At 53.8% G+C, this 17,660-nt stretch carries 20 protein-coding genes and 1 other annotated feature; of the genes, 8 read left to right on the top strand and 12 right to left on the bottom strand.

Going from position 1 to position 17,660, the window contains the following annotated elements:
- Positions 1-226: 226 nt before the first annotated feature.
- The 3 genes from clpB to rluD all read right to left on the bottom strand — a co-directional run bounded on the left by clpB (position 227) and on the right by rluD (position 4,638).
- Positions 227-2,800 carry an ATP-dependent chaperone ClpB gene (clpB, locus tag M2433_RS22360; protein WP_059312524.1) on the bottom strand — a complete coding sequence of 858 codons (2,574 nt, stop codon included), beginning with the start codon at positions 2,798-2,800 and terminating at the stop codon, positions 227-229.
- A 129-nt stretch (positions 2,801-2,929) separates the two neighbouring features.
- On the bottom strand, positions 2,930-3,661 hold the full coding sequence (gene yfiH, locus M2433_RS22355; protein WP_429057586.1) for a purine nucleoside phosphorylase YfiH: 732 nt from the start codon (positions 3,659-3,661) through the stop codon (positions 2,930-2,932).
- Positions 3,658-4,638 carry a 23S rRNA pseudouridine(1911/1915/1917) synthase RluD gene (rluD, locus tag M2433_RS22350; protein ID WP_023308866.1) on the bottom strand — a complete coding sequence of 327 codons (981 nt, stop codon included), beginning with the start codon at positions 4,636-4,638 and terminating at the stop codon, positions 3,658-3,660. The genes yfiH and rluD overlap by 4 nt, the downstream gene beginning before the upstream one ends.
- 131 nt (positions 4,639-4,769) lie before the next feature.
- On the opposite strand from rluD, the gene bamD reads away from it, so the two are divergent.
- The 4 genes from bamD (at position 4,770) to pheA (ending at position 7,544) form a co-directional block, all read left to right on the top strand.
- On the top strand, positions 4,770-5,507 hold the full coding sequence (gene bamD, locus M2433_RS22345; protein ID WP_023308867.1) for an outer membrane protein assembly factor BamD: 738 nt from the start codon (positions 4,770-4,772) through the stop codon (positions 5,505-5,507).
- Between the two features lie 268 nt (positions 5,508-5,775).
- Positions 5,776-6,117: a ribosome-associated translation inhibitor RaiA gene (gene raiA / locus M2433_RS22340; RefSeq protein ID WP_008502470.1), complete on the top strand. Its 342-nt coding sequence runs from the start codon at positions 5,776-5,778 to the stop codon at positions 6,115-6,117.
- A 110-nt stretch (positions 6,118-6,227) separates the two neighbouring features.
- Positions 6,228-6,353 (top strand) — a sequence feature (Phe leader region).
- A complete protein-coding gene (gene pheL, locus M2433_RS22335) occupies positions 6,229-6,276 on the top strand; it encodes a pheA operon leader peptide PheL (RefSeq protein ID WP_100249759.1) in 48 nt (15 codons plus the stop codon). Its footprint overlaps the feature before it by 48 nt.
- Positions 6,354-6,383: 30 nt before the next feature.
- Complete coding sequence (gene pheA / locus M2433_RS22330) at positions 6,384-7,544, top strand: bifunctional chorismate mutase/prephenate dehydratase (RefSeq protein ID WP_429057588.1); 1,161 nt, start codon at positions 6,384-6,386, stop codon at positions 7,542-7,544.
- Here pheA and M2433_RS22325 read toward each other — a convergent pair.
- The 3 genes from M2433_RS22325 to aroF are packed head-to-tail and all read right to left on the bottom strand — an operon-like array spanning position 7,541 to position 10,676.
- Entirely contained in the window at positions 7,541-8,413 is an 873-nt protein-coding gene (locus M2433_RS22325; protein WP_429057589.1) for an SMP-30/gluconolactonase/LRE family protein, read from the bottom strand. The two genes, pheA and M2433_RS22325, sit on opposite strands and share 4 nt — an antisense overlap.
- Positions 8,414-8,473: 60 nt before the next feature.
- Complete coding sequence (gene tyrA, locus M2433_RS22320; protein ID WP_429057591.1) at positions 8,474-9,595, bottom strand: bifunctional chorismate mutase/prephenate dehydrogenase; 1,122 nt, start codon at positions 9,593-9,595, stop codon at positions 8,474-8,476.
- Between the two features lie 10 nt (positions 9,596-9,605).
- A complete protein-coding gene (gene aroF, locus M2433_RS22315; protein WP_014832942.1) occupies positions 9,606-10,676 on the bottom strand; it encodes a 3-deoxy-7-phosphoheptulonate synthase AroF in 1,071 nt (356 codons plus the stop codon).
- A 214-nt stretch (positions 10,677-10,890) separates the two neighbouring features.
- Between aroF and M2433_RS22310 the strand changes: the two genes are divergently transcribed.
- The 4 genes from M2433_RS22310 (at position 10,891) to M2433_RS22295 (ending at position 13,666) form a co-directional block, all read left to right on the top strand.
- Positions 10,891-11,265 carry a DUF2799 domain-containing protein gene (locus M2433_RS22310; RefSeq protein ID WP_429057593.1) on the top strand — a complete coding sequence of 125 codons (375 nt, stop codon included), beginning with the start codon at positions 10,891-10,893 and terminating at the stop codon, positions 11,263-11,265.
- 138 nt (positions 11,266-11,403) lie between these two features.
- Positions 11,404-11,955: a YfiR family protein gene (locus M2433_RS22305; protein ID WP_429057594.1), complete on the top strand. Its 552-nt coding sequence runs from the start codon at positions 11,404-11,406 to the stop codon at positions 11,953-11,955.
- Positions 11,948-13,168, top strand: a complete 1,221-nt coding sequence (gene dgcN / locus M2433_RS22300) for a diguanylate cyclase DgcN (RefSeq protein WP_429057596.1) — start codon at positions 11,948-11,950, stop codon at positions 13,166-13,168. The genes M2433_RS22305 and dgcN overlap by 8 nt, the downstream gene beginning before the upstream one ends.
- A 12-nt stretch (positions 13,169-13,180) precedes the next feature.
- Entirely contained in the window at positions 13,181-13,666 is a 486-nt protein-coding gene (locus tag M2433_RS22295; protein ID WP_264440468.1) for an OmpA family protein, read from the top strand.
- A gap of 2 nt (positions 13,667-13,668) precedes the next feature.
- Here M2433_RS22295 and M2433_RS22290 read toward each other — a convergent pair whose 3' ends face one another.
- The 6 genes from M2433_RS22290 to rpsP form a co-directional block, all read right to left on the bottom strand.
- Positions 13,669-15,039, bottom strand: coding sequence for a PepSY-associated TM helix domain-containing protein (locus M2433_RS22290; protein WP_429057599.1), 1,371 nt, complete (start codon positions 15,037-15,039; stop codon positions 13,669-13,671).
- Positions 15,040-15,076: 37 nt separating this feature from the next.
- The gene (locus M2433_RS22285; protein WP_429057601.1) at positions 15,077-15,481 is read right to left on the bottom strand and encodes a DUF2946 domain-containing protein; all 405 of its coding nucleotides are present in this window, start codon (positions 15,479-15,481) and stop codon (positions 15,077-15,079) included.
- A gap of 132 nt (positions 15,482-15,613) precedes the next feature.
- Positions 15,614-15,961 carry a 50S ribosomal protein L19 gene (gene rplS / locus M2433_RS22280; RefSeq protein WP_002914145.1) on the bottom strand — a complete coding sequence of 116 codons (348 nt, stop codon included), beginning with the start codon at positions 15,959-15,961 and terminating at the stop codon, positions 15,614-15,616.
- Between the two features lie 43 nt (positions 15,962-16,004).
- Positions 16,005-16,772 carry a tRNA (guanosine(37)-N1)-methyltransferase TrmD gene (trmD, locus tag M2433_RS22275; protein WP_014832949.1) on the bottom strand — a complete coding sequence of 256 codons (768 nt, stop codon included), beginning with the start codon at positions 16,770-16,772 and terminating at the stop codon, positions 16,005-16,007.
- Positions 16,773-16,803: 31 nt separating this feature from the next.
- Positions 16,804-17,343, bottom strand: coding sequence for a ribosome maturation factor RimM (gene rimM / locus M2433_RS22270; protein WP_047348142.1), 540 nt, complete (start codon positions 17,341-17,343; stop codon positions 16,804-16,806).
- A gap of 15 nt (positions 17,344-17,358) precedes the next feature.
- Entirely contained in the window at positions 17,359-17,607 is a 249-nt protein-coding gene (gene rpsP / locus M2433_RS22265; protein ID WP_003863133.1) for a 30S ribosomal protein S16, read from the bottom strand.
- Between the last annotated feature and the right edge of the window lie 53 nt (positions 17,608-17,660).

The following is a 17,660-nucleotide window of genomic DNA, read 5'->3' as shown; positions in this document are numbered from 1 at the left end:
AGTCAAGCGTTTATTTTCGCTTTTCTCTGCTGACCCGGCGGCGTGTGTGCCGTTGTTCCGTGTCAGTGGAGGCGCATTATAGGGAGTTATTCCGAACCTGCAAGGGTAAAGTGAAAATTATTTACTGACTGCTCACTTTCCAGGCAACTCATACTCCAGACCTCAATTTTCGCCTGGTTTTTAAACAAAAACGAGCCGCAAGCGGCTCGTTTTTGCGTTTTGTGACTTACTGCACTGCCACAATGCGATCGTCGTTGGCTTCCAGACGGATAACTTTGCCTGGAATCAACTCTCCGGAGAGGATCTGCTGCGCCAGCGGGTTTTCGATCTGCTGCTGGATAGCGCGTTTTAATGGACGCGCACCGTACACCGGGTCGTAACCATTCTCGCTCAGCAGCTTCAGCGCATCGTCGGAGATGTGAATTTCATATCCACGCTCTTCCAGACGTTTATACAGACGCTGCAGCTGGATCTGCGCAATCGACGCAATGTGTTTCTCACCCAGAGGATGAAAGACCACCACTTCATCAATACGGTTGATGAACTCCGGACGGAAGTTTTGGCTGACCACACCGAGCACCAGATCCTTCATATGGCTATAGTCCAGTTCGCCGAAACGTTCCTGAATCAAATCGGAACCCAGGTTCGAGGTCATAATGACAACCGTGTTACGGAAGTCGACCGTTCTCCCCTGCCCGTCGGTCAGGCGGCCATCATCCAGGACCTGAAGCAGAATGTTGAACACATCCGGATGCGCTTTTTCCACCTCATCCAGCAGGATGACGGAATAAGGACGACGGCGCACCGCTTCAGTCAGATAACCCCCTTCCTCATAACCGACGTATCCCGGAGGCGCACCGACCAGACGCGAGACGGAGTGTTTCTCCATAAACTCGGACATGTCGATACGCACCATCGCATCGTCGCTGTCGAACATAAAGTTAGCCAGCGCTTTGCACAGCTCGGTTTTACCAACACCGGTCGGCCCCAGGAACAGGAACGAACCAATCGGACGATTCGGATCGGACAACCCCGCGCGGCTACGACGAATGGCGTTGGATACGGCCTCAACCGCTTCGTTCTGACCAATTACGCGATTGTGGAGGTCCTGCTCCATACGCAGCAGTTTTTCACGCTCGCCTTCCAGCATGCGCGCCACGGGAATACCGGTCCAGCGAGCAAGCACTTCGGCGATTTCGGCATCCGTCACTTTATTACGTAACAGACGCATCGTTTTACCTTCCGATTGCGTCGCAATCTCAAGCTGTTTTTCCAGCTCCGGTATTTTGCCGTACTGCAGCTCAGACATTCGCGCCAGATCGCCCACGCGTCGAGCCTGCTCAATGGCAATTTTTGCCTGTTCGAGTTCTGCCTTAATGGTCTGGGTGCCAGAAAGGGACGCCTTCTCGGCTTTCCACTCTTCTTCTAACTCAGAATACTGGCGCTCTTTATCGTCCAGCTCTTCATTGAGCATATCCAGCCGTTTCTTACTGGCTTCATCAGACTCTTTCTTCAGGGCCTGTTGCTCCAGCTTGAGCTGGATAATGCGTCGGTCGAGCCTGTCCAGCTCTTCCGGCTTCGAGTCAATTTGCATACGAATGCTCGATGCCGCCTCATCGATCAGGTCGATGGCTTTATCTGGCAGCTGACGGTCCGCGATATAACGATGCGAAAGCGTCGCGGCCGCAACGATGGCCGGGTCAGTGATCTGCACATGGTGGTGCAGTTCATAGCGCTCTTTCAGGCCACGCAAAATCGCGATGGTATCTTCAACGCTTGGTTCAGCAACAAACACTTTCTGGAAACGACGTTCCAGCGCAGCATCTTTCTCAATGTACTGACGGTACTCGTCCAGCGTAGTGGCACCGACGCAGTGAAGCTCGCCACGCGCCAGAGCAGGTTTCAGCATGTTCCCGGCATCCATCGCGCCGTCCGCTTTACCGGCACCGACCATGGTGTGCAGTTCGTCGATGAACAGGATAACGTTGCCTTCCTGCTTCGCCAGGTCGTTAAGCACGCCTTTCAGACGCTCTTCGAACTCACCGCGGTATTTCGCACCGGCCACCAGCGCGCCCATATCCAGCGCCAGTACGCGGCGTCCTTTCAGACCTTCCGGCACTTCACCGTTCACGATACGCTGCGCCAGACCTTCAACAATGGCGGTTTTACCGACACCCGGCTCACCAATCAGTACCGGGTTGTTCTTGGTACGACGTTGCAGTACCTGAATAGTACGGCGAATCTCTTCGTCACGGCCGATCACCGGGTCAAGTTTGCCCTGTTCAGCTCGTTCGGTCAGATCGACCGTAAATTTCTTCAAAGCCTGACGTTGGTCTTCGGCTCCCTGATCGTTCACGCTTTCACCTCCGCGCATTTTCTCAATCGCCTGAGTCACATTGGCGGTGGTTGCACCGGCAGATTTCAGCAGGTCGGTCAAGGTACCGCGTGATTCAAGCGCCGCCAGAACAAACAGCTCTGACGAAATAAAGTTGTCCCCACGTTTTTGCGCCAGCTTGTCGCAAAGGTTAAGCACACGCACCAGATCCTGCGACGGCTGAACGTCGCCGCCGGTCCCTTCGACCTGCGGTAAACGGCTCAGCGCCTGATCGATAGCGGTGCGTAACTGGCCAGCATTAATGCCAGCAGACGTTAATAAAGGACGTACCGATCCCCCTTCCTGATTCAGTAAGGCGCTCATTAAATGAAGAGGTTCGATAAATTGGTTGTCGTGCCCCAGTGCGAGGGACTGGGCATCGGCGAGAGCAAGCTGGAATTTATTAGTAAGACGATCCAGACGCATAACTCCTCCCATAACAGGTCAAATTTGCTACTGGAGATTAAATGAGGTCATCCCTCAATTATTCAAGGTTAATGACCTGAATTATGTGAAAAGAAAACGGCACGTGCCGGATCGTCTTGATTCTTTAGGTTATATCAGCCAAATAAAACTTGCCATACGACCCGTCGTCTTGTCGCGGCGATAGGAGAAAAAATCACCCTTTTCGGTGAAGGTACAGCGATCGCCGCCGGAGATCTGCGTTACGCCCACGTTATTCAGGCGCTGGCGAGCGAGCTGGTAGATATCGGCCAGATATTTATCCCCGGAAGGCAGGAAGGCTTCCACTGCTTGCGGATCTTTTTCCATAAAGGCTTCGCGAACCTCTGGACCCACTTCAAAAGCACGAGGACCAATAGCCGGGCCAAGCCAGGCCATGATATTAGCGGGCGCATCATTAAAGCAGGCGATTGTCTCTTCCAGCACGCCTGCACACAGACCACGCCAGCCCGCGTGGGCTGCTGCAACCTCGGTACCTGCACGGTTACAAAACAGAACCGGCAGACAATCGGCGGTCATTACGGCACAAACCGTTCCCGGAGTATTACTGTAAGAGGCATCGGCGCGTTTAGAAGCGTAGGGTTCTCCCGTCAACTTCAGCACCGCGTTACCGTGAACCTGTTCCAGCCAGACCGGCTTCGACGGCAAGTTCCCCGCAGCAAACAGACGCCTGCGGTTCTCTTCAACGTGTTCCAGGTTGTCGCCACAGTGTGCGCCGAGGTTCAAAGACTCCCACGCCCCCTGGCTCACGCCGCCAATACGGGTTGAACTACAGGCAGCCACGCCTTCAGGCAATGGCCACTCCGGGACAATCAGTTTGGTCATAACCAGTCCACTTGATCCTTATGTTCTTCGAAATCAGCACGCATCGCGTCAATAAGGTCCACCATATCCTGTGGGATAGGCGCGTGCCACTCCATCTGAATACCGGTAATAGGATGGTAAAGGCGCAGCATAGTCGCGTGCAGTGCCTGACGATCGAATTTACGCAATACGCTGATGAACTCATCCGATGCGCCTTTCGGCGGACGTGGACGACCACCGTAGACCTGATCCCCCACCAGCGGATGGGTAATGTGTGCCATATGCACACGGATCTGGTGAGTACGCCCGGTTTCCAGACGCAGGCGCAGACGCGTATGAATGCGGAAGTGTTCCATAATGCGATAGTGCGTCACCGCCGGTTTACCCATCGGATGCACCGACATATGGGTACGTTTGGTTGGGTGACGGCTGATTGGCTCTTCCACCGTACCGCCAGAGGTCATATGGCCAATGGCTACCGCTTCATACTCACGGGTAATTTCGCGCAGCTGCAGCGATTCCACCAGACGGGTCTGGGCGGGTACGGTCTTCGCGACCACCATCAGACCGGTAGTGTCTTTATCCAGACGGTGCACGATGCCCGCGCGCGGGACATCCGCGATAGGCGGATAATAATGGAGAAGTGCGTTAAGTACCGTACCGTCAGGGTTCCCCGCGCCCGGATGAACAACCAGGTCGCGCGGCTTGTTGATCACCAGAATGTCATCATCTTCATAGACGATGTCCAGTGGGATATCCTGCGGCTCGAAGCGGATTTCCTCTTCGATTTCAGCATTGATGGCGACAGCTTCCCCACCTAACACTTTCTCTTTTGGTTTGTCCCAGATCTTGCCGTTTACCAGCACGCGCTGGTCAAGGATCCATTCTTTTATGCGTGAACGCGAATAATCAGGGAACAATTCGGCCAAAGCCTGATCTAAGCGTTGACCGAGCTGATTTTCGGAGACTGTTGCGGTGAGTTCTACTCGTTGTGCCATAAACTGCTTCTTCGTTTAACGTTGGGTTTTACGGCTTTGCCGTTTAATATAGTGTGCTATTGTAGCTGGTCTTAATCGGGAGCAGGAACAGAGTTTCTCCCGGACAAACATTTGAGGAAAGTCAAAACGTCATGACGCGCATGAAATATCTGGTGGCAGCGGCCACGTTGAGCCTGGCTTTGGTGGGCTGCTCCGGTTCAAATGAACAGGTCCCTGACAATCCGCCGAATGAAATCTATGCGACTGCACAACAAAAGTTGCAGGACGGTAACTGGAAACAGGCGATAACGCAACTGGAAGCGTTGGATAATCGCTATCCATTTGGTCCGTATTCGCAGCAGGTACAGTTAGATCTTATCTACGCATACTATAAAAATGCCGATCTGCCGCTGGCTCAGGCAACCATCGATCGTTTCATGCGTCTGAACCCGACTCATCCTAACATCGACTATGTGATGTACATGCGCGGCCTCACCAACATGGCGCTGGACGACAGTGCTCTGCAGGGCTTCTTCGGCGTGGATCGTTCCGACCGTGACCCGCAGCACGCGCGTGATGCCTTCAATGACTTCTCCAAACTGGTGCGCGGCTATCCGAACAGTCAGTACGTGACCGACGCGACCAAACGTCTGGTGTTCCTGAAAGATCGTCTGGCGAAATATGAATACTCCGTGGCGGAATACTATACCCGCCGTGGTGCATGGGTTGCCGTGGTTAACCGCGTAGAGGGTATGCTGCGTGATTATCCGGATACCCAGGCAACGCGCGACGGCCTGAAGCTGATGGAAAATGCTTACCGTCAGATGCAGATGACCGCTCAGGCTGAAAAAGTGGCGAAAATCATCGCTGCTAACAGCAGCAACACCTGATATTGCCTCAATGCAAAACGGCAGCCGGAAGGCTGCCGTTTTTTTATTCGTTTCAGAGCGTCGCTGAAGCGCATTAGCCCCAACACATCCCGTCAACTATGGCTCCAATTTTTGCCTTCCACAAGGTAAATCTCACCTCTTCCTGCCCTGCCTCACAAAAAAGATTCCCTGACAAAAACCGACAAAATAACGTGATCTAAATCACACATTTTGACATTAGGTCGGGTATGCTGGAATCACCAAGACGGAAAGACAAGAGGTAAAATTTATGACAATGAACATTACCAGTAAACAAATGGAAATTACTCCGGCAATTCGCCAGCACGTCGCAGACCGTCTCGCCAAACTGGATAAATGGCAAACTCATTTGATTAATCCACATATCATCCTGTCCAAGGAGCCGCAGGGTTTCATCGCTGACGCAACTATCAATACTCCAAACGGCCATCTGGTCGCCAGCGCAAAACATGAGGATATGTACACCGCAATTAACGATTTGATCAACAAGCTGGAACGGCAGCTCAATAAAGTGCAACACAAAGGTGAAGCCCGTCGCGCCACAACATCGGTGAAAGACGCCAGCTTCGCGGAAGAAGTTGAAGAAGAGTAATCCTTTAAATTGAGTGTACCGCCAACGCGCCTTCGGGCGCGTTTTTTGTTTTTTATTGACAGGGCGAAAACAGTACAGGTACTTTAACGGTATCACTCACAGGATGACTTTATGAAACTTACGCCGTTCTTCTTCGCATTCTTTTTTACCTTCCCCTGAACGGGAGGCGTTTCGTCGTGTGATAAAGAATGCGAAGACGAACAACAAGGCCTCCCACACCGGGGGGCCTTTTTTATTGATAACGATAAAATGAGACAGACAACACTATGACACCGGAAAACCCGTTACTGGATCTGCGAGTAAAAATCAGCGCGCTGGATGAGAAGCTGCTGGCGCTGCTGGCCGAACGCCGCGCACTTGCCGTTGAAGTGGGCAAAGCCAAGCTGGACTCCCATCGCCCGGTCCGCGATATTGACCGCGAGCGCGATCTGCTGGAACGTCTCATTCAGCTCGGCAAAGCGCATCACCTTGATGCCCACTACATCACCCGGCTGTTCCAGCTCATCATTGAAGACTCCGTTCTGACCCAGCAAGCGCTGCTCCAGCAGCATCTGAACAAAACCAATCCACACTCTGCACGAATCGCGTTCCTCGGGCCAAAGGGCTCTTATTCTCACCTGGCCGCACGTCAGTACGCCGCACGCCATTTCGAAGAATTTATTGAGAGCGGCTGTGCAAAATTCGCCGATATTTTCAACCAGGTCGAGACCGGCCAGGCGGATTACGCCGTGGTGCCGATTGAAAACACCAGCTCCGGCGCCATCAACGACGTCTACGATTTGCTGCAGCACACCACTCTTTCGCTGGTTGGTGAGCTGACAATCCCTATCGATCACTGCGTGCTGGTCTCCGGATCAACGGACCTGAGCAAGATCGAAACGGTTTACAGTCATCCACAGCCGTTCCAGCAGTGCAGCCAGTTCCTGAACCGCTATCCGAACTGGAAAATTGAGTACACTGAAAGCACTTCGGCGGCGATGGAAAGAGTGGCGCAGGCTAATTCCCCAACTGTCGCAGCGCTCGGCAGCGAAGCGGGCGGCGCGCTGTATGGTTTACAGGTGCTGGAGCGCAACCTGGCAAACCAGACGCAAAACATCACCCGCTTCGTGGTGCTGGCCCGCAAGGCAATCAACGTCTCAGACCAGGTACCGGCCAAAACCACGCTGCTGATGGCGACCGGGCAGCAGGCCGGCGCGCTGGTTGAAGCCCTGCTGGTGCTGCGTAACCATAACCTGATCATGACCAGGCTGGAATCACGTCCGATCCACGGTAATCCGTGGGAAGAGATGTTTTATCTTGATATCCAGGCCAACCTGGAATCTGCTTCCATGCAGAAAGCCCTGCGCGAGCTCGGCGAAATCACCCGCTCCATGAAAGTGCTGGGCTGCTATCCGAGCGAAAACGTCGTGCCGGTCGATCCAAGCTAACGTTCGATAAAGCGACTTTTCTTCATCCCTGCCACGTTAACGGGCAGGGTGAAGATGGCGCCGGAGAGCGGATACTTCGCCACCTCCTCCGCATCCATATTTTCCCGCGTGGTCGTAATGAACAACGTTTTCATATCATCACCGCCAAAACAGACCATCGTCGGGCAACGTACCGGCATTTCATACTCTTCCAGCTGTTCCCCTTCAGGGGAAAAACGCGCGATACGCCAGCCGTCAAACAGCGCGCTCCAGTAACAGCCCTCCACGTCCATTGCCGCGCCGTCCGGTATCCCCTCGCCCTCTTTAAACTGACGAAACACCTCGCGCCTGCCCGGTTCAGCCTGCTCATCAAGCGGGGTACGGTAAATCACGCCGTTTGGCGTGTCGGAGGTAAACATCCACTGGTTATCCGGGCTAAACGCTAAGCCATTATGCCCGTGAATATCGCACTGGATCACTTTCGGCGTCAGATCGTTATCGATACGCATCAGCAGCGCGCCGTTGTAATCCCCCGGCCCCCAGAAGGTTCCCGCATAGAAGCGCCCCAGACTGTCGGTTCCCCCATCGTTAAAACGCGCCAGCTGCGGGTTAGAGGGGTTATCGCACACCTTGCGCTGCAGGAGGCCATGCTTATCGGCAAGCCAGATGCCGCTGCGCATGGCGACGATAAACCCGCCGCGCTCGCGCAGCGCGAAACAACCCACCTCCTCATGGAAAGAGAGCACGGTGTGTTCCGCCGTCGGCAGATGGTATCGGTGGATTTCCCCTTCCAGAATATCGGCCCAGTAGAGTGCGCGCTCTTCTGCGCTCCACGTCGGGCATTCAGGCAGATGCCCGGTGTAATTCAACAGCAGCTGCGGTTCAGCCATGACAGTTCCCCAAAATGAAAAAAGCCAGCAATGCTGGCTTTCAGTATATACATCATCGCATTACTGGCGACTGTCATTTGCCTGGCGCAACAGCGTGCGGCTCTCACTCTGGAAACGCTGCGCGTAATCGCCAAACCAGTGTTCAACCTTGCGGAAGCTGTCGATAAACGCCTGCTTGTCTCCGTGCTCCAGCAGCGTAATGGCTTCACCAAACCGCTGATAGTAGCGCTTGATGAGCGCCAGGTTGTTTTCGGACGACATAATAATATCCGCGTAAAGCTGCGGATCCTGCGCAAACAGACGCCCAACCATCGCCAGCTCCAGACGATAAATAGGTGAAGAGAGCGCCAGCAGCTGTTCAAGCTGCACGTTCTCTTCCGCCAGATGCAGACCGTAGGCAAACGTGGCGAAGTGCCGCAGCGCCTGAATGAAGGCCATGTTCTGATCGTGCTCGACCGCGCTGATCCGATGCAGTCGGGCGCCCCAGACCTGAATCTGCTCCAGGAACCACTGATAGGCTTCCGGCTGACGACCGTCGCAGTAAACCACCACCTGCTTCGCCAGGCTGCCGCTGTCCGGGCCGAACATCGGGTGCAGACCCAGTACCGGGCCGGTATGCGCCGCCAGCATCGCCTGCAGCGGACCATTTTTGACGGAGGCCAGGTCGATCAGGATGCAATCTTTCGGTAAAGGAGGAAGCTTCCCGATGATCTGCTCCGTCACGTGGATCGGCACGCTGACGATAACCATCCCGGCATCTTTCATCAGTTCCGGTGCCTGCGCCCAGTCTTCTTTTTCCAGAATGCGTACCTGATAGCCAGAAAGCGTCAGCATTTTTTCAAACAGACGCCCCATCTGCCCTGCCCCGCCGACAATCACCACCGGACGCAGGGACGGACAGAGGGTTTTGAAGCCCTTGTCGTTTTCGCTGGAATAGGATTCCCGCATTACGCGACGCAGGACATCTTCAATCAAATCCGGCGAAACACCCAGAGCCTGCGCCTCTTTACGACGGGAGGCCAGCATTGAGGCTTCGCGCTCCGGGACGTAAATCGGCAGGCCGTACTTGCTTTTCACCTCACCGACTTCGGCAACCAGCGCCATACGGCGCGCCAGCAGGTCCAGCAGCGCCTTATCCACTTCATCAATTTGATCGCGTAACGCGGTCAATTCAGCAACCATAACTAACCTCTTAAGCCAGACGCGTCGCCAGCTGGCCGTTTAAATCTTTATGGATCTCACGCAGCAGGGCATCGGTGGTTTCCCAGCTGATGCAGGCATCCGTCACGGATACGCCATGCTTCATTGCACTGCGCGGTTGTTCAGATGATTGATTGCCTTCATGAATATTGCTCTCAATCATCAGACCGATAATCGAACGGTTGCCATCTTTGATCTGGGCGACTACGGATTCCGCAACCGCAGGCTGGCGACGGTAATCTTTATTCGAATTACCATGACTGCAATCTACCATCAGAGCCGGGCGCAGTCCCGCCTGCTCCATCTCTTTTTCGCACTGGGCTACATCCGCCGGGCTGTAGTTGGGGGCTTTACCGCCGCGCAGAATCACATGACCGTCCGGGTTGCCCTGCGTTTGCAGGAGGCACACCTGGCCTGCCTGATTAATACCGACAAAACGGTGCGGCATTGCGGCAGCGCGCATGGCGTTGATCGCCGTCGCCAGACTACCATCGGTACCGTTTTTAAAGCCAACCGGCATCGACAGGCCAGACGCCATCTCGCGGTGAGTTTGTGATTCCGTGGTACGCGCGCCAATTGCGGACCAGCTGAACAGATCGCCCAGATACTGCGGACTGTTCGGATCCAGCGCTTCGGTTGCCAACGGCAGCCCCATGCTGACCAGTTCCACCAGCAGTCGACGCGCAATCTTCAGCCCTGCTTCCACATCAAACGAGCCATCCATGTGCGGATCGTTAATCAACCCTTTCCAGCCAACGGTCGTACGTGGCTTCTCAAAATAGACGCGCATCACCAGATAGAGGCTATCGCTGACCTCCTCCGCTAATGCTTTAAATCGACGAGCGTACTCAATGGCGGTTTCAGGATCGTGAATCGAGCAAGGACCACATACCACCAGCAGACGCGGATCGCGGCCGGCGATGATGTCAGAAATGGTCTGGCGCGAATGCTCGATCTGAGCTTCTTGCGCGACGCTCAGCGGAAATTCCGCTTTCAGCTGATCCGGAGTGATTAAAACCTGTTCGTCAGTGATATGTACGTTGTTCAGCGCGTCTTTTTGCATGATGGCGATCCTGTAAAGCTCGTTTGCGATAGTTGTTTTCCTCAAAGAGGTGACACCACGATACCATAAAAAGTAAACATTTCAATCCAAAATACGTAAACATTACGTTACAGACGCCAGTTTATTGCAAAAATCAGCCAATAAAAACGTAAACTTTAAATTACACACACCTTTTCTTTAGCCAGGCTATGCTGAAGAAAAAAGGAGAATGGCTATGCGTCCAATTACTCTCGCGCTGTTGTCGCTGTTTTTATCGGGCTGCCAGATCAATCCTTATACCTTCCAGCCCGACTGGACCAGTCCCTCCTGGTTTGACGCAGGTAAAGAAGACGCCATGAATGGCCTGCCGGTTAAAGATAACCAGACCCTGTCCGATAGTTTTAATGACCCACACGTTGATCGTAGTGAATATCTTCGAGGCTATGCCGATGGTCAGAAGAAAGTCTGCGAAGAAGGCTTTATTCACGCCTGGGGGTTAGCGGGAAAATCTTTTCCTGCCAGTTGCGATACTGCTGAAAATGCAGCAAAACTGCATGCGTCATGGCAAGAAGGAATGGATGAAAGTATGCGTTCCAGCAGACTAAATTAAGTCTGTTTTTATCCCCCGGAAAATAAGCAACAGTAGGATTTAGCTTAGGTCGACCTGATGCTATTTCTGACATAATGACGGCTCTGATAAACAATGGTATTCTGCCCGCAACTCTTAAGGACATCTATTTCCGGAGCGATGTGGCGGATTCTGGTGAGAAATTTATTCTTGATCTCTTTGTTCCGACTCACTCTGGTGCTAATGCTGTTTCTTATGGTGGGCCCAGCGACGGCAGGCACACTTACGGATACGGATAAATCGGTACGCTCGATTGTCTCAGGCATTGTGAGCTATACGCGATGGCCGTCGCTTTCCGGGCAGCCTAAACTCTGCATCTATGCCACTTCTCACTATACGCACGCCCTCAGCGGCGATGAAGGACATAGCGAGTTACCTTATACTCCCGTTATTGTACGTAACGATCGGGAAGCCCTGGCCGCGACGTGCGATGCGATATATTTCGGGTCTGAATCACCGGCAAAACAACTTGAATTAATAAGCCAATATCAGGGCAGAGCATTGCTATTAATCTCAGAGCAAAATCCGGAATGTGTAATTGGCAGCGCCTTTTGCCTGATAATCGATCGCGGCCAGGTACGGTTCTCCGTTAACCTGGATGCATTGACGCGCAGTGGCGTAAGAGTCAATCCGGATGTATTAATGCTTGCACGGAATAAGCAGCATGGATAAAGATTTCACTTCAACGCCACGTCCGACGTTTAAAAGAACGTTGAGGCGAAACAGTATGATAAGCGTCATCATCACCATGACGTTAATATGGCTATTGCTCTGTTTTGCCTCCGTCGTGACGTTAAAACAATACGCGCAAAAGAATCTTGAATTAACCGGCGCAACAATGAGCCACAGCCTGGAAGCCTCGCTGGTTTTCAACGATTCGCTGGCGGCCAATGAAACGCTTGCGGCCCTTGGCAAACAGGGCCAGTTTGCCGCGGCTGAGGTTATCAACGCCCATAAAAAGCGGTTTGCCTACTGGTCCTGGAACCCTGAGGATAACAACGACACGCTGGGCGCGCTGGTCAGCCGCTGGCTTTTCCCCGTACCTATTGCGCAGCCCATCATGCATAACGGCGCAATGATCGGCGAAATCCGCCTTACCGCACGCGACAGTCTCATCAGTCATTTCATCTGGATGTCGTTTGCCGTGCTTACCGGCTGCATTCTTTTTGCGACCGTCGTCGCGCTCACCATTACCCAGTCTCTACATCGCGGCATGGTAACGGCTCTGCAAAACATTACCGACGTCGTGCATGACGTACGCACTAACCGCAACTTCTCCCGCCGGGTGAAAGACGGCCGTATCGAAGAGTTTCACCAGTTTGGTGAAGACTTCAACAGCCTTCTGGATGAGATGGAAGAGTGGCAGCTGAAACTCCAGGCGAAAAACGCCCAACTGTTGCGAACCGCCATGCACGACCCGCTCACCGGTCTTGCCAACCGCGCTGCGTTTCGTAACAGCATTGCGGCCTTAATGAACGACCCTTCTGCAAAAACAAACTCGGCCCTGCTCTTCCTCGACGGTGATAACTTTAAGTTTATCAATGACACCTGGGGACACGCTGCAGGTGACTGCGTACTGATTGAAGTCGCCAGCAGGATGATGGAGTTTGGCGACAAACGTCATCAGTCTTATCGCCTTGGCGGTGATGAATTTGCCATGGTGCTCTACGGCGTGCACTCTGAGCTTGAGGTTCAACACATTTGTGCTGCGCTTTCGCAGCAATTTATCCGTCCGTTTGATCTTCATAACGGACAAAAAGCATCGATGTCACTCAGCATTGGCTTTGCTCTGGCGTGGGAAAATGCTTCCGTGGAAGCATTACTGGAGAGGGCCGACCGTAATATGTACCAGGTTAAAAACCAGCGTACGAAAACAATAAGTTAGAAAGGATACACTATGTTAAAACGATACTTCGCGCCGTTAGTACTGGCTTCACTGGTCCTGGCAGGCTGTCAGTCTCCGCCTGAAGGCAAATTCACTCCAGAGCAAATTGCGGCGATGAAGTCTTACGGTTTTAACGAACTGAACGGTGACTGGTCGCTTGGTATGTCGGATACCATCCTCTTTGATAAAAATGACGCCAGACTGCGCCCGGAAAGTGAAACGCAGATCCAGTCCATGGCCTCGCGCCTGGCGGAAACCGGCCTGAACCACGCGCGAATGGACGGTCACACGGATAATTATGGTCAAGAAAGCTACAACGAAGCGCTGTCGTTAAAACGCGCCAATGCCGTGGCCGATGCCTGGGCGAAGGGAGCGAATATCCCGCGCAGCAATCTCACCACGCGGGGATTAGGTCAAAAATACCCGGTTGCAAGCAACGGTACCCCGCAAGGGCGCGCTGAAAACCGCCGCGTCGCAGTGGTTATCAGCACGCCATAGGGTTATTTAGCGGATGATTCGGCGAGCGCCACCCTTGTTGTCGCTCGCCAGCGCAGCCAGTCCACCAGAACAAACAGCGCCAGACTCACGCCCATAACGGGCAAGGCCAGCCCCAGCAGCAGGCTTACCATCGCCGTCACGCCTCTTCCCCATCCCGACAGCGCCAGCCAGCTCTGGCAAAGCGTCTGCACCGGATCCGCTGCCGATTGTGCCGGCCGACGCATCCACCATATCCGGTAGCCCCAGACGATGAGCACGCACAGGGCAAGGCCGAAGGCCACAAGCAGAAGCTGATTCACCATCCCGAATAAGATCCCCATATGGAAATCCACGCCCCAGCGGGTCAGTTTTGCCATTAGCGGGAAATCCTCGAACCGGGTTCTGTCCAGAACCTGCATCGTCGTGGGATCAACCGCAACCGCATCCACCTGAGTCGGCCAGCTGCGATCGATTTCCGTCACGGTCCAGGCGCGATCCGCCGTTGTCGCCGGGCGAATCTCCAGCTTGCTGGCATCAATCCCCGCTTTACGCGCAGCGCTTAACACCCCATCAAACTGCGTCAGATCCATCGCCATTTCCGGCATCATCATTCCACCGTGATGGCCACGGTGCCCGGCATGTTCATCCACGCTCTCCGGTACATCGGATAGCGCCGTGTTAACCTGCGGGGTTAGCCAGTTCATCCCGGCCCGCAGCTTATCAACGTTACCCCCAGCCCACTGGGACCAGGTCAGGCCGGTTGCTGAGAACAACAGCATTCCGCCCAGCAAAGTCCAGCCCAGCGACACGTGCACGCGACGCCGGTTCTGGAAGCGATTGTTGATCCGCCGTTTTGGTCGGGTATAAAACCACAGGGCAATTCCCCCCAGCGCGGCAACCCACATCCAGGAGGCAGCCAGTTCGCTATACAGTCGACCAACGTCGCCCAGCATCAGGGACGTATGCAGGTAATCAATGGTCTGACGCAGCGGTAAAATCCCGCTGGTGCCGTATACCGTCATATCCCCCAGCACCGCCAGGCTTACCGGATCCACAAAGATAGCCCGGCTTTCCGAAGGCCCAAGCGCCGGGTCAGCGAACATCACGCGGGTGGTTTCGCCTTCAGCCAGTCCCGGACGAACGGCGTGCAAACGCAAATCTGGTCCAACGGCTTTTTCCGCCACGGCAATTTGCTCCGCCAGAGGCTGCGGCTCGCCCACGGAGTCCGCGTGGAGCGCATGTCGGTAGAGCGTATTCTCCAGCTGCGGGGTCGCCACATACAGCGTACCGGTCAGCGCGGCGAAGAAGATAAACGGGCCGACAAACAGCCCAATGTAGAAATGGAGGCGACGCAGCAGGTTTCCCCATGCCGCGCGCGGAGTGCAGGTAGTCATACTTTTCCTTTTTAAGGCAAAAAGTTATCGATATGTTTTAAAGGGAAAAAGCAGACTGCCGCGGCGGCGCGCGGGTATCAGGGTAAAGCCAGGGGAAAAAGTGCCAGTGGCTGACCGCCTGACGCGGCGGCTTAACGCGAAGCCTCTGCAGAACCGCGCTGAGCAGGACGATCAGCGCCAGCATCACGCCAGGAACATGTGCTAACAGCACGCAGTAGCCGCACGCTTCCGCATGGTCGACGGGCATCGGGTGAGGCATATCGCCATGATGCTCATCCATCGACATCATGCTCATGTCATGGTGCATGCCCGGCATGGCGCTCATAGGATCTTTCTGCAGCGAGACGGAGATAAGCGGCGCCACCACGATCAGCAGGATCGCAAACAGCGCGGTCAAGGCCGCTGTGCGTTTCCGGTTATGCTGGTGCAGTACGTTATCCACTTCCCCTCCACTCAAGAGGCAAGCATTGTAAATGATTTATGACAAAAGGGTTAACGCGAGAGGTGCGATGGGATAAAAAAAGGGCCAGCCTTTCGGCCAGCCCTTTCTAACAGGATGTCGCTTAAGCGAATCTTAGTTCAGACGCTCTTTAATACGAGCAGACTTACCAGTACGCTCACGCAGGTAGTACAGTTTAGCTTTACGTACAGCACCACGACGTTTAACAGCAATGCTGTCAACTACCGGAGAGTGAGTCTGGAAGACACGCTCAACGCCTTCGCCGTTGGAAATTTTACGAACAGTGAATGCAGAGTGCAGACCGCGGTTACGAATAGCGATAACCACGCCCTCGAATGCCTGCAGACGTTTTTTGGAACCTTCAACAACCCATACTTTCACTTCCACGGTGTCACCTGGACGGAAGGAAGGTACGTCCTGCTTCATCTGCTCTTGTTCAAGTTGCTTAATAATGTTGCTCATAATTTAATCTCTTATCCTGGGTAAACTGATATTCGGGAGCGTATTACGCATTCCCATCATGTTCATGCTGCTGGTGCGCGTGTTCAGTTTTGAACTCGGCCAGCAACTTTGCTTGCTCTTCAGTCAGAGCCAGGTTTTCCAGAAGTTCAGGTCTTCTAAGCCAGGTTCGGCCCAGCGACTGCTTCAAACGCCAGCGACGTATCTCGGCATGGTTTCCAGACAGTAACACTGCCGGTACTTCCATCCCTTCTAACACTTCAGGACGAGTATAGTGTGGACAGTCCAGCAATCCATCGGCAAAGGAATCTTCCGTTGCCGAAGCTTCATGGCCCAGTACCCCCGGAATAAACCGGGCGACGGAGTCAATCAGCGTCATTGCGGGTAACTCACCACCGCTGAGAACGTAATCGCCGATAGACCATTCTTCGTCAATCTCGGTTTGAATTACGCGCTCATCTATCCCTTCGTAGCGACCACAGACCAGAATCAGCTTTTGATTCGTCGCCAGTTCGCTCACGCCCGCTTGATCAAGCTTGCGTCCCTGAGGTGACAGATAAATCACCTTTGCGCCTTCACCTGCCGCGGCTTTTGCTGTGTGAATGGCGTCCCGTAAGGGTTGCACCATCATTAACATCCCCGGTCCGCCGCCGTAAGGACGATCGTCCACGGTACGGTGCCGGTCATGCGTGAAGTCACGAGGACTCCAGCTCTGGATGCTCAGCAGGCCATTCTTTACTGCCCGGCCAGTTACCCCGTAATCGGTAATCGCGCGGAACATTTCAGGAAACAGGCTAATTATGCCAATCCACATAGCGCCGTCTTTTACCGTTTATCCGGAGAATTTAAAAACCAGGATCCCAATCTACTTCAATGGTTTGAGTAGCGAGATCGACTTTCTTGATAACCTGTCCATCGAGGAACGGAACCAACCGCTCCTTGATGCCAAATGCATCTTTCAGGTTTGCCTTAATGACGAGAACGTCATTTGACCCGGTTTCCATCATATCGATGACTTTCCCCAGGCTGTAGCCTTCGGTAGTGACTACCTGGCAACCCATAAGGTCTTTCCAGTAGTAGTCGCCCTCTTCCAGCTGTGGCAACTGCGACGAATCCACGACAATTTCACAATTAGTCAGGGCATTCGCGGCATCACGATCGTCAACGCCTTTCAGCTTGATGATGATGTCCTGATTGTGGTGACGCCAGCTTTCCAGCTCGACCTCTTCCCACTTACCGCCTTTCTGGATAAACCAGGGCTGGTAATTAAAAATGCTATCAGCGTCTTCAGTGGAGGAAAACACTCTGAGCCAACCACGGATACCGTAGCAAGAACCCATTTTTCCCAATACGATCGGTTCAACAGGTGCTTTATTGCTCATCATGACCACCGTGACAGATTAAGCTGCTTTGTTTGCTGCTTTGATCAGCGTAGCAACGCGATCGGAAACAGTAGCGCCCTGGCCAACCCAGTGAGCGATACGATCCAGATCCAGACGAGTTTCTTCTTCTGCGCCAGCGGCCAGTGGGTTGAAGAAACCAACGCGCTCGATGAAGCGACCGTTGCGTGCATTACGGCTGTCAGTCACAACAACCTGGTAGAACGGACGCTTTTTAGCGCCGTGACGAGCTAAACGAATAGTTACCATAACATCCTCTTGTGTGAATAAAACAACCGGGCCCCATCGAGGAACGGAGCCCG

This window comes from Enterobacter sp. AC1, from assembly GCF_050434705.1.
Lineage (GTDB): Bacteria > Pseudomonadota > Gammaproteobacteria > Enterobacterales > Enterobacteriaceae > Enterobacter > Enterobacter cloacae_L.
This window is presented reverse-complemented; position numbering and strand designations above follow the sequence as displayed.